The organism is Virgibacillus sp. M23, assembly GCF_034190895.1.
Taxonomy (GTDB): domain Bacteria; phylum Bacillota; class Bacilli; order Bacillales; family Amphibacillaceae; genus Virgibacillus; species Virgibacillus salarius.
In genome coordinates this window covers 1-19,508 of sequence record NZ_JAWDHA010000052.1, presented here as the reverse complement: position 1 = coordinate 19,508, position 19,508 = coordinate 1, and the positions used below count along the sequence as shown (strand labels likewise).

18 protein-coding genes are annotated in these 19,508 nt (G+C 35.1%); 7 read left to right on the top strand and 11 right to left on the bottom strand.

Translation table 11 applies throughout. The features are described 5' to 3' along the window. The first annotated feature begins 45 nt into the window (after window positions 1-45). Genes RVS70_RS16695 through csaB form a run of 5 tightly spaced genes read left to right on the top strand, consistent with a single transcriptional unit; the run spans window position 46 to window position 7,443 of the window. A complete protein-coding gene (locus RVS70_RS16695) occupies window positions 46-2,142 on the top strand; it encodes an SH3 domain-containing protein (protein WP_121603914.1) in 2,097 nt (698 codons plus the stop codon). Between the two features lie 39 nt (window positions 2,143-2,181). Beyond that, entirely contained in the window at window positions 2,182-2,916 is a 735-nt protein-coding gene (locus RVS70_RS16690; protein ID WP_121603915.1) for a WecB/TagA/CpsF family glycosyltransferase, read from the top strand. Beyond that, a complete protein-coding gene (locus tag RVS70_RS16685; RefSeq protein ID WP_121603916.1) occupies window positions 2,913-4,481 on the top strand; it encodes a polysaccharide biosynthesis protein in 1,569 nt (522 codons plus the stop codon). The genes RVS70_RS16690 and RVS70_RS16685 overlap by 4 nt, the downstream gene beginning before the upstream one ends. Further along, window positions 4,478-6,337 (top strand): DUF5693 family protein, encoded by a 1,860-nt coding sequence (locus RVS70_RS16680; RefSeq protein ID WP_321134111.1) that lies wholly within the window; start codon window positions 4,478-4,480, stop codon window positions 6,335-6,337. The genes RVS70_RS16685 and RVS70_RS16680 overlap by 4 nt, the downstream gene beginning before the upstream one ends. After that, a complete protein-coding gene (gene csaB, locus RVS70_RS16675; RefSeq protein ID WP_205389086.1) occupies window positions 6,337-7,443 on the top strand; it encodes a polysaccharide pyruvyl transferase CsaB in 1,107 nt (368 codons plus the stop codon). The genes RVS70_RS16680 and csaB overlap by 1 nt, the downstream gene beginning before the upstream one ends. A 684-nt stretch (window positions 7,444-8,127) precedes the next feature. Here csaB and RVS70_RS16670 read toward each other — a convergent pair. From RVS70_RS16670 to RVS70_RS16640, 7 genes are all read right to left on the bottom strand, one after another. Beyond that, the gene (locus RVS70_RS16670; protein ID WP_321134108.1) at window positions 8,128-9,477 is read right to left on the bottom strand and encodes an ArnT family glycosyltransferase; all 1,350 of its coding nucleotides are present in this window, start codon (window positions 9,475-9,477) and stop codon (window positions 8,128-8,130) included. 3 nt (window positions 9,478-9,480) lie between these two features. Further along, window positions 9,481-9,822 (bottom strand): EamA family transporter, encoded by a 342-nt coding sequence (locus RVS70_RS16665; protein WP_121603920.1) that lies wholly within the window; start codon window positions 9,820-9,822, stop codon window positions 9,481-9,483. Then, on the bottom strand, window positions 9,819-10,193 hold the full coding sequence (locus tag RVS70_RS16660; protein ID WP_121603921.1) for a DUF2304 domain-containing protein: 375 nt from the start codon (window positions 10,191-10,193) through the stop codon (window positions 9,819-9,821). The genes RVS70_RS16665 and RVS70_RS16660 overlap by 4 nt, the downstream gene beginning before the upstream one ends. A 6-nt stretch (window positions 10,194-10,199) precedes the next feature. Then, window positions 10,200-10,919 carry a glycosyltransferase family 2 protein gene (locus RVS70_RS16655; protein WP_255637645.1) on the bottom strand — a complete coding sequence of 240 codons (720 nt, stop codon included), beginning with the start codon at window positions 10,917-10,919 and terminating at the stop codon, window positions 10,200-10,202. Further along, entirely contained in the window at window positions 10,897-12,081 is a 1,185-nt protein-coding gene (locus tag RVS70_RS16650; RefSeq protein ID WP_321134120.1) for an acyltransferase, read from the bottom strand. The genes RVS70_RS16655 and RVS70_RS16650 overlap by 23 nt, the downstream gene beginning before the upstream one ends. 72 nt (window positions 12,082-12,153) lie before the next feature. Beyond that, complete coding sequence (locus RVS70_RS16645) at window positions 12,154-13,206, bottom strand: MraY family glycosyltransferase (protein WP_321134106.1); 1,053 nt, start codon at window positions 13,204-13,206, stop codon at window positions 12,154-12,156. Between the two features lie 333 nt (window positions 13,207-13,539). Further along, complete coding sequence (locus RVS70_RS16640; RefSeq protein WP_121603924.1) at window positions 13,540-14,268, bottom strand: glycerophosphodiester phosphodiesterase; 729 nt, start codon at window positions 14,266-14,268, stop codon at window positions 13,540-13,542. A 166-nt stretch (window positions 14,269-14,434) separates the two neighbouring features. Between RVS70_RS16640 and tagD the strand changes: the two genes are divergently transcribed. Beyond that, complete coding sequence (gene tagD / locus RVS70_RS16635) at window positions 14,435-14,833, top strand: glycerol-3-phosphate cytidylyltransferase (RefSeq protein ID WP_121603925.1); 399 nt, start codon at window positions 14,435-14,437, stop codon at window positions 14,831-14,833. Continuing rightward, complete coding sequence (locus RVS70_RS16630; RefSeq protein WP_121603926.1) at window positions 14,826-15,983, top strand: CDP-glycerol glycerophosphotransferase family protein; 1,158 nt, start codon at window positions 14,826-14,828, stop codon at window positions 15,981-15,983. Before tagD ends, RVS70_RS16630 begins: the two co-directional genes overlap by 8 nt. 233 nt (window positions 15,984-16,216) lie before the next feature. On the opposite strand, the gene RVS70_RS16625 is transcribed toward RVS70_RS16630, so the two are convergent. From RVS70_RS16625 to RVS70_RS16610, 4 genes are all read right to left on the bottom strand, one after another. Continuing rightward, window positions 16,217-17,677, bottom strand: a complete 1,461-nt coding sequence (locus RVS70_RS16625) for an APC family permease (RefSeq protein ID WP_121603927.1) — start codon at window positions 17,675-17,677, stop codon at window positions 16,217-16,219. Between the two features lie 577 nt (window positions 17,678-18,254). Next, window positions 18,255-18,794, bottom strand: a complete 540-nt coding sequence (locus RVS70_RS16620; protein ID WP_121603928.1) for a DUF1572 family protein — start codon at window positions 18,792-18,794, stop codon at window positions 18,255-18,257. 104 nt (window positions 18,795-18,898) lie between these two features. Beyond that, entirely contained in the window at window positions 18,899-19,150 is a 252-nt protein-coding gene (locus RVS70_RS16615) for a hypothetical protein (RefSeq protein ID WP_026679837.1), read from the bottom strand. After that, a complete protein-coding gene (locus RVS70_RS16610; RefSeq protein WP_255637642.1) occupies window positions 19,147-19,272 on the bottom strand; it encodes a hypothetical protein in 126 nt (41 codons plus the stop codon). The genes RVS70_RS16615 and RVS70_RS16610 overlap by 4 nt, the downstream gene beginning before the upstream one ends. Window positions 19,273-19,508: the final 236 nt, after the last annotated feature.

Sequence of the window (19,508 nt, the reverse complement as noted above, 5' to 3'; positions counted from 1 at the left end):
CATTGTATCTGTGAGCACACTTAAAGGGGGCATCTTTACAACGTCATGAAAAAGATATACAAATTTTTCTTCATTCCTATTATGCTAATCACGCTTAGCTTACCTCAACCAGTTTATGCTCAATCGGATATTCATGGACACTATTTTGAAAAAAGTATGTTGATACTTATTGAAAGAGGGATTATGAATGGATACAGTGATGGAACATATCGTCCAAATCGACCAATAACAAGAGCAGAGTTTACTGTTTTTTTAGTTAGAGCTTTAAACCTATCTACTGACTCTACAGGAACTAATTTTTCTGATGTTAAAAAGGACGATTGGTATTACACTGCGATCGTTACCGCAACAAATAATAAGATTATTGGTGGTTATCCAAATCACGTTTTCAAACCAAAAAAGCATATTTCTCGCCAAGAGGTAGCCGCTATGATGAAACGTGCACTAGATCTAAAAGGAGTAAGTGCAGATAAAGCCCCACTTTTATTTACGGATAACAAAGACATTAATCCTATGTTCTACGGTGCTATTCAGGAATTAGTCTATTTAAATATCATTGCTGGTAAAAAAAATAACGAAGGTTTATTTTTTGCACCATTAGATAGCACAACTCGAGGTGAAATGTCAGCTATATTAAATCGGCTGTTGCAACACATCGATGAACCTAAAATAAGAATTGATTACACTCATTATAATTATTCCTTTAAGAAAATGATTGACATTCAAGTAACCAAAACACCTAAAGTAGATGGCGCTGGAAAATATACTGCTAGTAGATCACTTGTCGAATACTATGCGAATCCAAATAATTTCTCTAAGGAATCAAGTGACTACTTTCAGTTTCTAAACCTTTCAGAGAACGCAAATCTAAATCCGCACGAGATTAATAGAAAAGTACTGCAAAATAAGGGCACTTTATCTGGACAAGCTAGCTCATTTATAGAAGCAGGTAGACGATATGGAGTTAATGAAGTGTATTTAATGGCACATGCGCTTCATGAAACCGGCAATGGTACTTCAAAGCTTGCAAGCGGGATTCCAGTGGATAAAAACGGCAATATTGTTTCCGAAAATAAGGCTACCTATACGGTATACAATATGTATGGTTATGGAGCTATAGATAATGATCCATTAAATGGCGGAGCAAAGTATGCTTTTCTGAAAGGCTGGTTTTCCCCAGCAGCAGCCATCATTGGTGGTGCAAAAGATATTGCAAATAACTACATAAACGACGGTCAAAACACATTATATAAGATGAGATGGAATCCAAACAACCCAGGATACCCTCAATACGCTACCCATGTAAGTTGGGCTATTTTGCAAACGAATAGAATTCAAGAGATTTATAATTTACTAGATAATTATGTTTTGAAGTACGATGTACCTACTTTTAATCAACAACCAAATGCCAAAGGTAAACCTAGCGGTGATAAGCAATACCATGTTGATACAAAAAATCAAGGCATAAAATTAACAACTACAGCCAATTTGAACCTTCGAACTGGTCCAACAACATCATTCCGTATTATCAAAACCTTGGAAGATAATATGACAGTAACAGTTATTGGTGAAAATGGAGGCTGGTACAAAGTAAGAGCAAATGAAACTATTGGCTGGGTTTCAGGTAGTTACTTGCAAGCCAAAAATAGTCGGAAGTCGAAACTGATCATGTTTCCTCCTACTGATGATCAAGAAATGCCAAGTCAATCAAAAGCGGTTGGTTCGCTAGTTGCTAGAATCACTGGAAATCATGTCCATTTAAGAACAGAACCTTCCACATCGAATCAAGAGTCAATCATTAAACAACTATTAATTGATACTCCTGTACAAGTGTTCGATGTGCATGAAAATTGGTATTATGTATCAGATTATCAAGATAAAGGTTGGGTGTTTAAAGACTATATTAAGCTTAACAACCTTTTTCAAGTTAAAAATATGGAATCAAATCTGCTTGTGCGCAATAAACCTAATCAAAAAGGAGATATCATTGGCAAACTACAAGCAAATGAATATATTAATGTAGCTTTTAACGAAGAATCTAACGATATTATTCAAGAAGGTGACTGGCTTAAAATTTATTATGAAAATGGATTCGGTTGGGTTCATCATGCCTATCTTCAAAAACAAGATACAACTAACTGATCTTATAATCATGCTTTTCCTTCAAAGGAGTTTGAAAATATGAAGCACGTAACAATTATGGATATACCTTTTTTAAATACAAATCAACATTCTTTTGTACAGCTACTAAACCAACGGATTCAGAAAAAAGAAAAGACATTTATTGTAACAGCTAATCCAGAAGTTGTTATGAAAGCAAATCATGATCAACAGTTCATGCAACATTTGCAGCACGCGACGTATGTTGTTGCTGATGGTATAGGAATCGTAAAGGCAGCTAAGTTGCTAAACCAGCCTTTGCCTGAGCGAGTTACTGGCTATGATACAATGATTGATTTGTTAAAACTCGCAGATAAGAATAGATATCGAATCTTTTTACTTGGTGCTAAAGAAGGAACTTTAGAAAAAACGGTAAACGAAATTTCAACTCGTTACCCAAACATTGAAATTGTTGGTTCTCAGCATGGCTACTTTGATCGAGAATCAAAAGATATTACAGCGTCAATCGCTCGGCTCCAACCAGATATAACTTTTGTCGCGCTTGGTTGCCCTGGACAAGAAAGTTGGATAGCAAATAACCTATCTAATTTTGATTACGGAATATTTATGGGTGTTGGAGGCTCCTTTGATGTTATCGCCGGAACAGTTAAACGAGCACCTATGATTTTTCAAAAGCTAAACTTGGAATGGTTCTACCGCTTATTAAAGCAACCAACCAGATGGAGGAGAATGCTTACACTTCCTCAATTTGCATTCCGGATCGTCAGGCAAAAAACAAAGGGGAAAATTTCATGAGCCGTTCTGCTTTTGTAAAAAGTACGCTGCTATTAACTAGCGCTACATTAGCATCTAAGTTATTAGGAAGCATCTTTCGTATACCACTGCAAAATATAGCGGGAGATCATGTTTTAGGAATCTTTAGCCTCGTGTATCCCGTTTATATGGTTGCTCTTACATTATCGGTGGCAGGAATTCCTATTGCCATTTCGAAACTAATTGCCGAAGCACGAACAAATGGTGAATTATCCTTTATCAAAGAAATTCATGTAACAGCTAGTATTCTTGCTTTGTTATTTGGTATTTGCAGCTTTCTACTAATTTATAGCTTTTCTTTCCCACTTGCATCTGCTTTGGGAGGACATTCTACAAGGCTAGCTTTAATCGTAGTAACAGCCACTTTATTAATAGCGCCATATATGGCCGTTTACAGAGGGTACTTTCAAGGCTTTGATGATATGAAACCAACAGCTATTTCCCAAGTTATTGAACAATTTATTCGCGTCGGATTAATACTAATGATCGCTTATTATTTTGTTCATAAAGGCTTGTCCGATGAAAAGGTAGCTGGTGGTATTATGATTGGATCGGTTGTAGGGGCGCTCGTATCACTTATCTACTTAAGATTAAAATACTTGCGGTCTTCCTTCAAGCAAACGTTAAGTAGAAAATATACGATGCAGCTATTTATTTCCTGGAGTAAACATATATTAAAGCTGTCTATACCTATAGCAATTGGAGCAATTACGATGGCATTAATTAATTTCATCGACTCCTTCACCATTCCATATGGTTTACGAAGTATCGGAGCGTCGGAAACGCGAATTAATTACCTTTACGGTATATATGGACGGGGGCTTTCCGTTGTACAAATTGCAACAGTGTTCGCTACATCCATTGTATTGCCACTCATACCTTTAATAACGACTAAACTCGCAGCAGGTGATAAGTCTCAAGTTCGGTCTATAACAGAAAAGACATACCACATAGCACATATACTTTCTTGGCCCGCAGCGATGGGGTTACTTGCATTAACCTTACCCATTAATTTAGCTTTGTTCACAAACCTAGAGGGAAGCAACGTACTGGCTATTATTGGACTTAGTTCAGTATTTACTTCGTTAACTATACTGAGTACTGGGATTCTTCAAGGTATGAACTTCGCTAAACAAGCAGCTATGATTATTGTTTTCGGTATTATAGCGAAAGCTCTATTCAATATTTATCTAATTCAATTATTGGGTTTACGTGGTGCAGCATTATCTACTCTAGCAGTATACATTATTCTATTTATCATAAATACAATGTTTATTTATAGACACTATTCATTTTCCTTCAGGAAAAAGGTGGTTACAAAAATCGTCGTAGCCTCGGTTCTTATGGGAGCAGTTATTGGGATACCAACATTATTTATCCCAATCTCTGAATGGACGCGAATTCAAGCATTACTCTATTTAGTCGGAGCTACCGTAATTGGAATTATCATATATATTTTACAATTACAGTTATATAACGTAGTGCATAAAAACGACATCCTAAAGAACATTCCTTATTTAAGTCAGAAAGGAAGAGCAAAAAAATGACAAAACAGAAATGGATTTGGCTTACTTTGATTGCCTTACTCGTATGCACGATACCTGGAATCGTTGAGCGCTGGCAGACAGAAACGAAGAACAACACCTATGAGATTGCTGTTCCTTACCAAGAAATTGAACAGTTAGCGACAGAAAATGGAGATGTTAATACGGATGATATTCTCTCTTCCTTAAAAGAAGCTGGATTAACTACCGTTAGTATAAGCCCAATCTCGCTAAAATGGTTGGAAAATCAAGACATAATTACGATTTATAATGAGCAGGAAATAAATAACGCCTTGCGGTTTAACAATCAACAAGCCGTTCATTCAAACAAAAAAGGATATTATTTTTCTCAACCAAAGGAATCCTATTTTAATAAACTCATTAAAGACAATTTGCAGCCTTCCTCTGTAACTATAAACGGTCAAGCATTTTATTTTATTGAACGAGAAAAAGATCTTCTTTCAAAAAATATTGCTTATAACAAAGAAACAATTAAACAAGTTGAACGTCATGGACTTCATTATATGTTTAGAGTTGAAAATGCAAGCCCAACTTGGAATCAAAAGAGTGTTAACGAACTAATTAAATTAAATGAAGCATACACTTCAAATATATTATTCTATGGGCAAGATGTGATTGGTTATCCACATATGGATAACGTAAAAGAATGGACAAACCAACTAATAGACGCTGGTTACCATTTTTATTCTATTGAATTTAGCCATCAGAAGGGATTACAAACGATTGCTCGTACTACAGATTACAATACAATTCGCTTGCATAGCATTCACTTAAATAATAAAACACTTCCAGAAAATATTGATCAAGCTGTAAGAGCTGTTAAAGAACGCAATATACGTTCTATTTTCTTTCATATCCCAACAAATGAGCCTGATAAGAGCTTAAAACAGACAAACACTTTTATTACAGGCGTGCATGATGGCTTAGCTCGTAATTATCAACAGGGAATACCTATACCGTTTAAAGAAATAAGCACACCTATATGGATGCAAGTAATTATTTTCATTACAGGCATTCTGTTTACTGGATTAGCTTCATCGATGTTGTTAAACAGAAAATATACAGCTGCTTCTATCATATTCATGACAATTTTAGCTTTAGCCTATTTCATGACTCAAAAGCTATTTCTCATGCAGGGATTTGCATTAATTATTGCGATCATCGCACCAATATTTGCAGTATTGTCTACAATAAATAAAGGAGATGGAAGACTTCTAAGCATTACCTTACAATTCTTAAAAGCACTGAGTATTACGTTCATCGGAATAATCATTGTGATCGGTTTGTTAAACGGCAATGCCTTTATGTCCGGATTTGAGGTATTTAGAGGAGTAAAATTAGTTTATATCATACCTATCTTGTTTATCGGTGGATTATTATTCTGGAGAGAAGCGTTAAAATTATTACATGTTCCTGTAAAGTATTGGCACCTTCTAGTAATCTTTATCCTTGGTGTAGTCGGTTTTTATTACATTACTAGGACAGGAAATAGTGCTAATGTTAGTGAGATGGAAATGATGATACGAAGCAAATTAGAGGAATGGCTATATGTACGTCCAAGGACCAAAGAATTCCTTATTGGGTTTCCGTTCTATCTATTAGCGATCTATGTCATTAGCACAAATAGACTGCTAGGAAAACTCATGCTTATCCCTGGAATCATTGGGTTTTTATCTGTAATGAATACCTTTACCCATATCCATATTCCTTTACATATTTCCTTGCTACGAACGACATACAGCATTGGAATTGGCTACCTTATTGGACTTTTGCTGATCCTGATATACAGAAAAAGTGCACCGTTTATTGAAAATTACTATCGGAAGAGGTGGACATAATGCATATTGTACTTTCAGGTTATTACGGATTTGATAATGTTGGGGATGAGGCTATTTTATTTTCAATTATTGAACAGATCCGTAAGGTCCAGCCCGATATAAAAATTACTATTTTATCCAATGACCCTGAAAAAACTAAAGATACGTATCAGGTTAATGCTGTAAATCGAAGAAAGATTACCGAGATTACTCAAGCGTTGAAAGAATCAGATGGATTAATTAGTGGTGGTGGAAGCTTATTACAGGATAAAACAGGTATGTTTACAATCCCTTATTATACTGGCATTATTAAGTTAGCAAAGATGTTGAATAAACCCGTTTTTATTTATGCGCAAGGTATGGGACCTATTAACGGAATCCTAAGCAAATGGCTAGTTAAGTATACTTTAAATAATGTTGAACAAATTACTGTACGTGACAAGGCGTCACAGAATTTACTTACTAAGATTGGTGTAAGACATGCATCTACTATTGTACCAGATCCTGTATTAGGTTTAGACTCCAGTTCGTTTACTCATAAGTGGGAAAAGGCTAATAAATTTAACCGAAAATTTATAGCTGTAAGTGTAAGAGATTGGCCGACAAATAAACCATTCATTCAAAAAATAGCATCCTGCTTAGATAAACTCGTTCAAGATGGTTATGCCATTGTATTCGTTCCTATGCATGGAAAACAAGATGAACGCAAATCAAAAGAAACCGCTGAATTAATGAATGAATATAGCTATATTTCACCAGCTAACGCTTCCTTAGAAGCTAAAATTGCACTTATTGGTGAATCCAATCTACTAATAGGTATGCGTCTGCATTCGCTCATATTTTCAGCAATTAATTACACACCATTTATAGCTATTTCCTATGACCCCAAAATAGATGCTTTTGCAGCGCTCTGTGAACAGCCTGTAGTCGGGCATGTTGAAGAAAATAACTGGAACAGCAAACAATTATATAACCAAGCTAATGAGGCATTATGCAATCAAGAACTGAAGCGAACTAAGCTAAGGAAGAAAATAAAGACTTATCAACATGATGCACGGAATACACCTGAACTCGCATTAAATCTTTTCTTTGGGAAAAGGCAAAAACGTCCGTATAGCAATGTTTAAATTTACAAGGAATGGATAAATAGGCCCGAATTTCTATGTTATGTTGCCTTCATTAAAACAGGTACTACATGTTAATTCTATCCAGGATAAGCATGTCTACGAAAAAGAATATGGGGTAGTTAATAGAAAATGCGAACAAAGCTATTAAACTTTGTTCGGATTAGTCTTAGAGTCCAGTTGTCTATTACCTAAGAACTTTAGATAGTACATAATCCTATCTCTTTACCCTAGATAGAATAAAGTGAAACCTCAATCGTTGGGGTTTTGTTTTCCCCTACTGATTGTTATTTAAACCAATCGAACATTTACTGGCAGTCGATCTGCGATCCTCACTTATCCACATCCTAGACTGCCATATAAATACACGGTTACAAGCTTTATTTTAAATTCTTCACTATATTTAGCCACAAAAACCCCCCTGAAATTAGATTTTTTACTCTAACTTCAGGGGGTCGGTACCTTATCGTTCGTTTTTTGATCAGAATCATTCATTTAGCACCTAAAATAAGCGAGACTCCGGCGAGAATAGCACGAGTCCGAAGATTTACTTGGTAATGTGTTTTTCTTTACCAAGTTAGCTGAGGCCGTACCCCCGTAAAGAGTGTATATTTTCACGGTGCGGCAATGATACTCCTATTGATAACATGATTATTCGTATTTTGTGTAAAGAAGTTGTGTTTTGTCTCAGCCTCTTAATACTTTCAATCCTTGGATAATATTTACAACTTTCTTTATGATGGTTACAATAGCATATCCACTTAATATACACATGATTGGTATGATGAAAAATCCATATCGTGGAATAGTTAAGAATAAATTTGATAATCCAATATACATAATAAGAATAGCAGCAATAGCAATTGCCTCTTTCTTTCGAGTAATAAATGAAACGATTGTGGTAATAAATGCTAGATTTACAATTATATTATGAATTAATTTAAATATGTTTACATAGCTATAAGCCGTATAGAAATAAATGGCGTCTGGAAGCTTAAATAATTCGTATGTTTTTCCTACAGTAAACCAAGCAAACCAGAGACCAAAATTATTTTCAAATCCTTCTTTTATTTTCATTATTGCATACTCTTTACTGTCCATCCCCAACTCTGCTTGTTCTTTCCAATAATCAGAAAAACTATACAGGTCAAACGGGTTACTGCCCGCAAACCAGCTATTCCCTGAATGCGTGGATAATAGAATAAACTCATTAAACATAATAAAGTTTCTGATTACCCAAGGTGCGATAATAACCGCTGCGCCAAATGCCCAAACCCCAGTTATAACTATCCACGTTTTTAGCTGATGTCGATATTTTACCAATAAAATAGCAAATGCGATCAGAACTAATGGAGCAATCACTGGTCGTATCATAACTCCATAACAAAATACGACAGCAAATAGAAAATGAAATATTTTGTTATTCTTTTCAAGCGCTAGTAAAAATAAATAAATTGCTAAACAAAAAAAGAATATTCCTGGTATTTCCGTTAATGACGTCCGAAAGTAATGAAGTGGTGTAAAGTAAGCTGCATACAATGCACTGGCAACAATACCAATCCAACGATTCGCAAACGTCTTAGCGCCAATCAAATAAATTAGTAAAATGGTGCCTAAACTTAATAACATATTAAACAATTTAACTACGGTCATTTGATCTACGTCCAAAATATTTGCTATATGAAACAACACCACCAATATAATTGGATATCCAGGTGTAACAAATGCATTGGACTTCCCATCTGTGTTGTAGCCATAAACACCGTCTTCGATAATCTGGTTTGCCATCTTTGTATATAAGTATGCATCTCTACTTCCATACTTCCATGTATGCTCTCTTAACATTGCAATACGTTCACTTATTTCTCCATTTTCTAATTGTTGCTGGATCTCTGCATCCGTAGGTTGAATAAAATTACTTCCTGGATGCTGAAAGAAAAAATATGTATAAACGATAAAGGAACATAAAAGGATGATTCCAATAATGTATATTGGGGCTTTCTTGTATAACTGTTTATTATCATCTGCTTGATTCATAGTTTACCTCGCTATTAAATATACTCCCAAAACAATAACTGCTGCTCCTACCCATTGACTTGGGGTTACTACCTCTTTAAAAATAACATAGCCAATTACTACACCTAATACGTAAGCTAGACTTTGAAAAGGATATGCAACACTAAAAGGCATTCTAGATAAGATGTATAACCACAGCCCTGTTGCCAACACATAGATAAGGCCACCACCAATAATATAAGGGGATTTTATCACTTGAATAATCGTTCCAAACCCCATTGTTCCAATTTGCTGCATACCTACTTTCCATAACATCTGTCCACTAACTAGAAGCATAATATTTAAAACCAATAACAGATAATTCATACTTTCTTTTCCCTCTTTATCATATTCTCCGAACTTGTATTATCTTGCTGCTGTTCCTTAAGTAAAGCAAATTCTTGCGTTAAATGAATAACTTTACGGTTTAATTTCGAGATGCGTCTAGTTAAATCAAATATCATTATGATCGTACTTAGTAATCCAAATAAAAATAATAGACTCGGTGCATAAGCAATTCCTAACAAATCAGCTATAATTTCTAATAATTTTCGAGATAGACTTAAAATTCCTAAAATAACACATACAAAAATCCAAATTAAAGAGTCACGAGTTTCAAGGATGCCTCTTCGAACCGACTCTATAACGATTGTAAAGAAAAAGCAGATTATGAGAAAACTAAATAATGTAATATTCATGCGAAACTACTCCTTAACAATTGATTGCATCAGGATGGAAAGCGTAACCTTCCCAAAATAGTAAATACTCTTCCATGGAGTTATAGATGATGCTCCACCTTGACGTGCATGCATATTAGCAGTAACTTCTTTGATTCTCATCTTTTTTCGGTTCAAATGCATTAGTACCTCAGGTTCTGGATAATCCTTTGGGTAATTTTGTGCAAATAACGCAATAACTTTTCGATTAATTGCCCGATAACCTGAAGTAGGATCTGTAAAGTTTTTCTTCGTAAGAACTTTCAATACAAAATAAAAATAGTAAATACCAATTCTTCTCGTTATACTTCCTTTATACTCTGTTTTTTGTAAAAACCTGGAACCAATAACCATGTCTTCCTCCCCTTCTATAATTGGTTCCATTAATTCAAATAAATCTTTCGTATTGTGTTGCCCATCCGCATCAAATTGGATTGCAATTTCATAGCCATGATTGTATGCATATTTATATCCAGTTTGCACGGCTCCACCAATCCCTAAATTCTGAGGCAATTTTAATTGAACAATATCAAACTCCTTAATAATCTCCTCCGTACTATCAGTTGAACCGTCATTTACAACACAAACTTCTAGCTTTTCCGTTTTATTCTTTATTTCCATTAGACTTGTTAATGTTGTTGCAATACTATCTTCTTCGTTATAAGCCGGAACAATAATTATCGTTTTAGGAATACTTTTTATATCCATTGATATTCCCTTCCTTTTCAGGATTTTTTGGCATCCTTGGCTGATCCATCTTTCCAAATAGTATCCAATAAAAAGGGATATATCGAAAGGCAAAACGTACAGCAAACCAGCTCAGTAAACCAACAAATATAAATGTTATTACTTGCCAAGTATGATAAATTATCGGTGATCCTGACTGAATTATTTGCCTGAATATCATCAAAAATAAAGGATGAATTAAGTAAATACCAAAGGATGTTGCTCCAATCTCCATAAAGACAAATTTGGTCCGTGGCTGAAAACTTTGATCTGCTATGTGTGCTATATAAAACAATAACACCCCGGCAAACAAAGCATGTGTTGCCCATGTAAATTCACCGATATAATTAGTGACAAATTCAGGTAAATTACTTGAAATCGCAGTAAAGACACCAATTCTAACCAAATACATATAGGCCGTATATAAAATTACTAATACACCATAACCAATACTTATTGGTATGATTATACGTTCTTTAAAAAGCGGCTGTGTCCATTTATGCTTTATATCGTTATAGTAGATTCCAAGAAATGCCCCCAGAAAATAAAAGGATAAATAAGATAAGGATATAGAACCTTTCCAAGGGAACTCAAAGTAGTTATTATTTAATACTACCCAAGTCCATTGCAATACCAAGCCGATCCATATTGCGTGTTTTCTTAAGAATCGTAGCTTCCTAAAAGCAATTAGCAACAATGGAAATAGAAGGTAGAATTGCACACTAATAAAGACAAAGTATAAATGTGTATGCGCTTTTCCAAGTGCTAATAAAGTTAAAAATCGGTTTATCGCAAAAGGGATGCTCGGATAATCGTAATAAACAAACATTTTAATAACAAAATAGACTATTGAAAATACAACATAGGGAATTAAAATAAACTTGAGGCGCTTTACATAAAATCGTCTCATTAATCGCCAAGTTATATCTCTAGGAAAGTAATTATAAAATAATACAAAACTGCTTAGCATAATGAAAGTTGGCGTTCCTAACTTTCCGGCTATGTTCAAAAAATTATAAACAGGAAATAATAATGAATCCGTTTCTAAATACGTCACTCCACTAGACGAGGCATGAACTGTTAGTACTGCCAAAATCGCAAAAGCCCTCGCTAGCTGTATTTCATCTAAAGTATTTCTTTGCATATGCTTCACTACAATCACCAAGACCCTATGTAATATTCGAAGCTACTTATACAATGCAACTCCATTACTAAGCTACTTCGTCTTATCTTTACTAGTTGCAATCCAGTTTAATATGGGTCGATACCGCTCGCTAACGATACCGGTTACTTCAACAATAAGCTCTACCATAATAAGTACCGTAACTAATATTATGGTTGTTCCCCACATCGCTGAACGAGTTAATATAACAGCAGCTAAACTAAACAACATACTCAAAGCGTATATCATAATTACCGTCTGACTATGGCTATATCCCATCCGTATAATACAATGATGCAAATGAAATTTATCTGGGGAAGCTAATGGCTTCTTATGTACAATTCGGCGAATTATGGCAAATAATGTGTCTAAAATCGGTATGGCTAAAATAACAATAGGAACCATCAATGAGAAAAGTGCAACATTTTTGAACAGACCCATCACAGCAATAATGCTAATCATATAACCAAGAAACAGTGAACCAGTATCTCCCATAAATATCTTTGCAGGATGAAAATTATATACCAAAAATCCAAGCGCACTCCCTAACAGCATGAAGGATATTAATGCGATTGGATAATTTCCCATAGAAATAGCAAGCACGGAAATTGTTAGTAAGGCAATAGAGGATACTCCCGCTGCTAGCCCATCCAATCCATCGATTAAGTTAATTGCATTAGTAATTGCCACAACCCAAATGATCGTTATTGGAATGGCCGCTAATCCAAAATCAATTCGGTCGCCAAATGGTACTGTAATAAATTCGATGGTGTATCCACCGAATACAGGAACGATCGCTGCTAACAACTGACCTCCAAACTTAACCTTAGCTGATAATTGAAAAAGGTCGTCTAGTGCACCTACTAGCATAATAATGGTTGCACCAATGGCGACAGGCCAAAAGTCAAATGTTATCGGTAGGAAAATTAGAAAACCAAGTAGAAAACTGGTATAAATGGCAAGACCACCTAAACGTGGCATGATTTTTTGGTGTACTTTTCGATTATTTGGTTCGTCAACTGCGCCACATAAAATAGCTAGTTTCTTTACAAACGGTGTTAATATAATTGCTACAATAAAACATATAATAATACCACTATAATTCACAGTAATCCTCCTACTATTTACCAAAGAGGTTGTTCAAACGTTGAACAAACAGATACATCCAATTTTTTTATTGCTTGGAATATATAAGATTCCTTGCGTTTATTGGTATATTTTAGAATAATAGCCTTTTCCGGTTAAACAAAGAAGGCCGGCCTTTAAATGAAAATTGAACTTTCAAATACAGGTTATCTCCTATTGAGGGAACAGGATAGTATTATGAAAGTAGTTAACTACACTTTCCCACCATTTAAGGTTCAAAATTGTATATTACAAAAATAAAAATGCTCTAGGAGCAAAATGTTTCTACTTTTTCTACTCAAAGTATCTATAAAATTAAATAATTACTTTTTGTAATGTTGAAGAATCAGGGTAATGATAGGCTTTATACTTTTCCAATTCATCTGTTGTTACAAGAACTGATGGATACTTCTTAAAGCGTTGCATTTGTTCTACGCTGTTTACCGTCCATGCAACAACTTGAATACCTAGTCCATCACAACGATTTACATATTTTTCTTTTAATCCATCATGTTTCACAGCAATGTAACTTGCATCCAGCTTTTCAATTAGTCGAAAATGGGAGCGTTTCAACTTATTAACGAGAGGTCCTATTTTAATTTCGCTTGATAGCTGACGTAGCTTCGCAAGCGACTTATGATCAAATGAAATAACATAAACTTGATCAATCATATCTACCTTTTGAATCGCTTCAAAGACCTCTTTTTCTAAATAATCATATAATTTCGTATTTTTCATTTCGATTGAAACAATGATTTGATTTTTAGCTAATCGAAGTACATCCTCTAATGTAGGAATTTTTTCTGAATCACCAACTGTAAATTGTTGGAGTTCCGATAGAGTATAATTTCGAATCTCTCCACTTCCATTTGTCATTCGATCAATTTTATAATCATGCATAACCACTGGAATACCATCTTTACTAAGGTGTACATCTAATTCGATATGAGTGAAACCTAATTCAATAGCAGCTTGAAAAGAAGACAGTGTATTTTCTGGATATTTAGCAGGATAACCTCGGTGTCCAATACCTCTAATATTCATCATCATTCTCCTTTCTGCTTCTAAAAAATATATAATTTATTTTCCGATTATTTTCATTATAAATCTCACTTATTAAGCGCATATTAGCTAAGAGTAAATAGTTTGTAAATTTATTCAATAAATAAACATTGGGTAATCTTACTATAAATATGGGAGGCTAAATAAAATGAAAAAAGTCATTACTTACGGGACGTTTGATATTCTCCATACGGGTCATATTAATTTATTAAGACGTGCCAAAAAGTACGGTGACTATTTAATCGTTGCTATCTCTACAGATACATTCAATACACAAAAAGGAAAGCAGGCATACTATACTTTTGAACAAAGAAAAATGATCTTGGAAGCAATTCAATATGTTGATGAAGTGATTCCAGAACATACCTGGAATCAAAAAAAGAAAGATATCACGAAATACAGTATTGATGTTTTCATTATGGGAGATGACTGGAAAGGCAAATTCGATGATTTACAATCGCTTTGCGAAGTAATTTATTTACCAAGAACTATTGGTATATCTACAACAAAAATTAAAAAGGATTTAACAAAACCAAAACATGAGTAGAGAGGTAGTCATCGCTGTTTACTTATTTATCTTTCGCATATTATTTAATCTATTTCGATTGTTACCGATGAAGCGAAAGACTACATTTATTGCTTCCATAGGTCACAATGTCTCATATACAGCCAAAGAATTGAAACATCAAGCGACTGATTCTATAGTAATTTTGAAAACGAATCGCTTCCAGCTAAATTTCAATCCAAATCATGAATACACAATGATTCATTTTAAAGCTTGTCATCCGTTCGATTGGCTACGATCCGTCTATCATTTAGCCACTTCTCATGTCGTGTTTGTAGATAATTATTACGGAATATTAGCCGTTACAAACTTTCGCTCAAACGTAAAAGTTGTTCAGCTTTGGCATGCAGCAGGAGCAATTAAAAAATTTGGACTTCAAGATCGCTCTAATCAATATCGCTCCAGAAAAGCACGTAATCGATTTAGAAAAGTTTATCAACGCTTCACCCACGTTGTTGTTGGGTCAGAAAGAATGGCTTCTATTTTTATTCAAAGTTTTGGCATTAAAGAAAACAAGCTATTACGCACTGGTGTACCAAGAACGGATTTCTTTTTTCAACCTGACAAAATGAAGGTTGCCATGGAAACAATTCAACATAGCATCCCTTTTGATCGTTCAAAGAAGGTTATCTTATATGCACCGACATATAGAAAAACACCTAAAACTGACATTCAATTAGATTTACAACAATTTCATGTTCATATGAAACACGACTATGTCCTATTTTTAAGTATTCATCCATCAGAACGAATGAAAGTGAAAAATAAGTATCCTAACTTTGTTTTTGATGTATCACGCTTTTCATTAAATCATATATTGACTGTTACTGATATACTCATTACGGACTATTCCTCTATCCCATTTGAATTTTCTTTACTAAAGCGACCCATGGTATTCTATGCATATGACTTACAACAATACAAAAGCGAAAGAGGCATATGGGATATGTATGAAGATCAGGTACCAGGGCCTGTAGTTATGAATACAATGGATGCTGTACAAAAAATAAAAGAAGGTTCGTTTAACTTAAATCGTGTATACTATTTTTCAAAGGAATGGAATACTTATTCTACTGGTGTTTCTTCGAAAGAATTAATTAAAGCTATCTATAGTACAAAGATAAAAAATTAATACGAATATAAAGTGAAAAATTTCCATCCGTGAGGGGTTGTTTATCCCCCACGGATGGTTAGTACCACATGGGTATGACTAAAGGCGATGAAACCAATCGGACATATACTAGCAGTCCACCCTTGGTTTTTTTATTGCTTGAAGTGAGGGGAGTACTGCCAGTTATATGCGGGATAAATAATTAAAAAACCTGTTAGTTCACTCTAAAGTGACTCCTAACAGGTTTTCCATCGTTAACTTCGATTTTTTGCTTCAATTTTCTTCGATCCGAGAATCAAATAATTTAATTCCTCTTTAGGAATCTTATTAAATTCCGTTCGTTTTGCAAAATAAAAAATCACACCTAATCCAATCCATGCTGCTAAAGCAATCCGTGATTGGATGCCAAGAAATGCTGGTGATCCAGGTATTAATAATAAAGCTAGGAAAACCAAGCTTGCTAGCATTCCAACTGCTGAGACCGTTTTTTTAAATGGCGACACAGCGTGCTTTTTCGGATCAAAGCTTTTGTCTTTTTTTGTTTTAAACAAAGTGAAAGCCGTGTAGCATGTATAGAAATAAGCAATCGTTACACCTACAGAAGACATATCCACTACCCATAGTAATGCTTCTCGCCCAAACCAAGGAGCGAATGCAGATACAACTACAGTAAATATAATTCCTACATAAGGTGTTTTATATTTTGGGTGAAGCTTTGAAAAGACTTCTGGTAAAATCTTTGCACGTGACATTGCAAATAACAGACGACTTGATGAAATAATAAAACCGTTCAGTCCAGTAAATACTCCCATTGTTAAAGCGGTAACCAGTAGCACAAGTCCCATTGTCCCCAATAGCTCTTGAATTGCAGCGCCTGTACCCCACACATGACTTTCGGCCACTAAACCCTGCCAAGGTTGAATCATTGCCGTTGCGATGATCATGAGACTGTATAATACCGCAGCAAAGAAAATGGCAAGTATGATTAACGAAAAGGCCTTTTTAGATGAAAAGTGAAACTCTTCTGCTGCCTGTGGAACATTATCAAAACCAACATATGCCCAAGGCGCAATTGCTACGATAGAAATAATGGCTGCAAATGCTGTCGTTTCAGTAGGAAAAAATGGTTGCACATTGGAAAGGCCAGCACCTGGCTGCCCACCAACCATAAAGGTTATTGCTACAATACTTAGAATCATAATACTACAAAAGATAAATTGCATACGCCCTGATAAGCCTGTCCCTCTAACGTTAAAATAACCAAATGTACCGAGCGCAACCGAAGCGATAATGATCTCCATTCCATAAACATCCCAACCAGCTACTTGATATAGGGGTAAATTTTCAATAAGTGCTGGAAAAACAAACTTAAACATTAACGCAAATGCCGAAGCGTTTAACGCGACAATACATATATATCCTAGGGTTAAAAACCATCCACTTATAAATGCATGCGTACGACCTAAACTAATAAATGCATACGCAAACTCTCCACCTGATACAGGAAAACTTTTTATAAGGAAACCATAGCTAACTGCTATAAGCATCATTAATAAAGCACCAATACCGAAGCCGATAATTACTCCCATTGGTCCTGCTGCGGACATCCATGTCGTTGGTTGAACAAAAGCCCCCCAACCTATCGATGACCCTAAAGCTATCGCCCAAACCCAATGAGCCTTTAAAGATTTTTTCAGCGTCGTTCTTTCTTCCATGATTGATCTCCTTTTTTTCTTGGTCCTTTGACCTAAGATGTTTACACACCTGTAGAATTCTATCACATTGTCTGATTATTAAACAAATTCCATATTCCTCTATATAGCAAGACATAGACTTTAATCGAGGCATATAGTCACCACCATCGCAAACGTAGTTAAATTATGAGCCATTTCGACTTATTTCCTCACCTACATAACCTTGCATAAGCAATAATGTCTAATGGAAAACTACAGATAGATAGTGGTACCCTTCTTTTATATCGAATAAACATGTTATCTGTCGGATCACCATCCACGTTACGTAAGTAAATCTTCTACATTAAGGAATAACGGTGAGCTTGCGAGCCGATGATGACTTTTCGTAGGGAGATTTGTGAAGTCGCCTCGTTTCTGTACACTGGAGCTGGCGCGGCGCAACACGCCCCTATTTATCAACAACAAAAAGAGAAGAATCAGATATAACAAGATTCTTCTCTAATCATAACGAAGACTCTCCTTCACCTTTATCAGATTGAAGAAGAGTCTGGATTATTCTATGGTCAAGGAGAGTCGTCTACTTTCCTATTCTCTAGTATTAACTTGTACCGTGTTTTTTCTTCATTTCTTTTAAGTATTCCTCTGACTTTCCCTTAGGAATACTTAACGATTGCCATTGCGTCCCTTTTAGTTGTTTACCTATGTAAAGAATTTGTCCAATATGTGATGAATAGTGTGTTAGTTGCCTTTCAATTGCATCGATTACCGATAAAGACTGAGATCGGATGGTTACATATTTTTCTAGGTCCTCCTCCTTTAAACTCTGAAGCGTGCTGATTAATATACGCCAACCGTATTCCCATGTTTCCAGCAAATCATCCTTAGAGGCAATGGTATTAATAAACTCTTGATCCCTATTTCGATTTTCCTTTTCTCCATCACTAGTTAAAAAATCTGTCCATCTGGATACCATATTTCCACTCATATGCTTAACAATAACAGCAATACTATTTGCTGCTTCATTAGGTACCCAATGGATATCGGGTTCCTCTAATTGTTCCAATGCCCGATCGCCTTGATTCTTCAACTGATTAAATCGGCTATTGATTACTTGTAAATACGTCTGTCCAATTCCCATGTGTATCTCCTTTCATCGCTTACTTTTTCTTTTCAAAGTTAAATCGGTTACGAGATAGAACTATTATAATCTCACTTTGTAGTTCTATCTAAATTGGAGAAGCGTTAAAAAAGATAAATAGCAAAGGCTAAGATAGCTAAAAGAATGGTGATACTGTATATCCATGTTAATATTGGGACATTCGATGATAAAGACTTTGACTCATATTCAATGGATCGCTCCAGCTCATCCTGAGGCGTATGCCCCTCTTCTTCGTACTTCTTCATTTTATTTTCTTCTTGCTTTAATGCAAAAATAGTACCACCTAATGCTGCGATGAATAATACAATTAATAAAAGAATAAGACCTAAACTCATAATATATCACCTGACTTTTTCTGTTTTGGCATCTGCCTTTCTTCATGACAAGATCGCTGAATTATTCTGTTAATGCTTACTGGAAATCCATTAACAATCTTAAGATATACGTTACACTTCAATTCGATGCCTCCTTAAACGGAAAAATGAACCTTCTACCTACTATAATATACCGTTTTCAAATTATATCACCATCCAATTCAGTATCTTTTTCCCCATCAACTTTTATTAAGAAAAACTGAGCAAAATTCGCTCAGTCCTTATCACTAAATGCTCAGATTTACGCTTCCTCTAGTAGCTATTATGGAATAATAGCTACTGCTTGACCACCACTCCGGCTGCCCACTTCCCTTTCCGT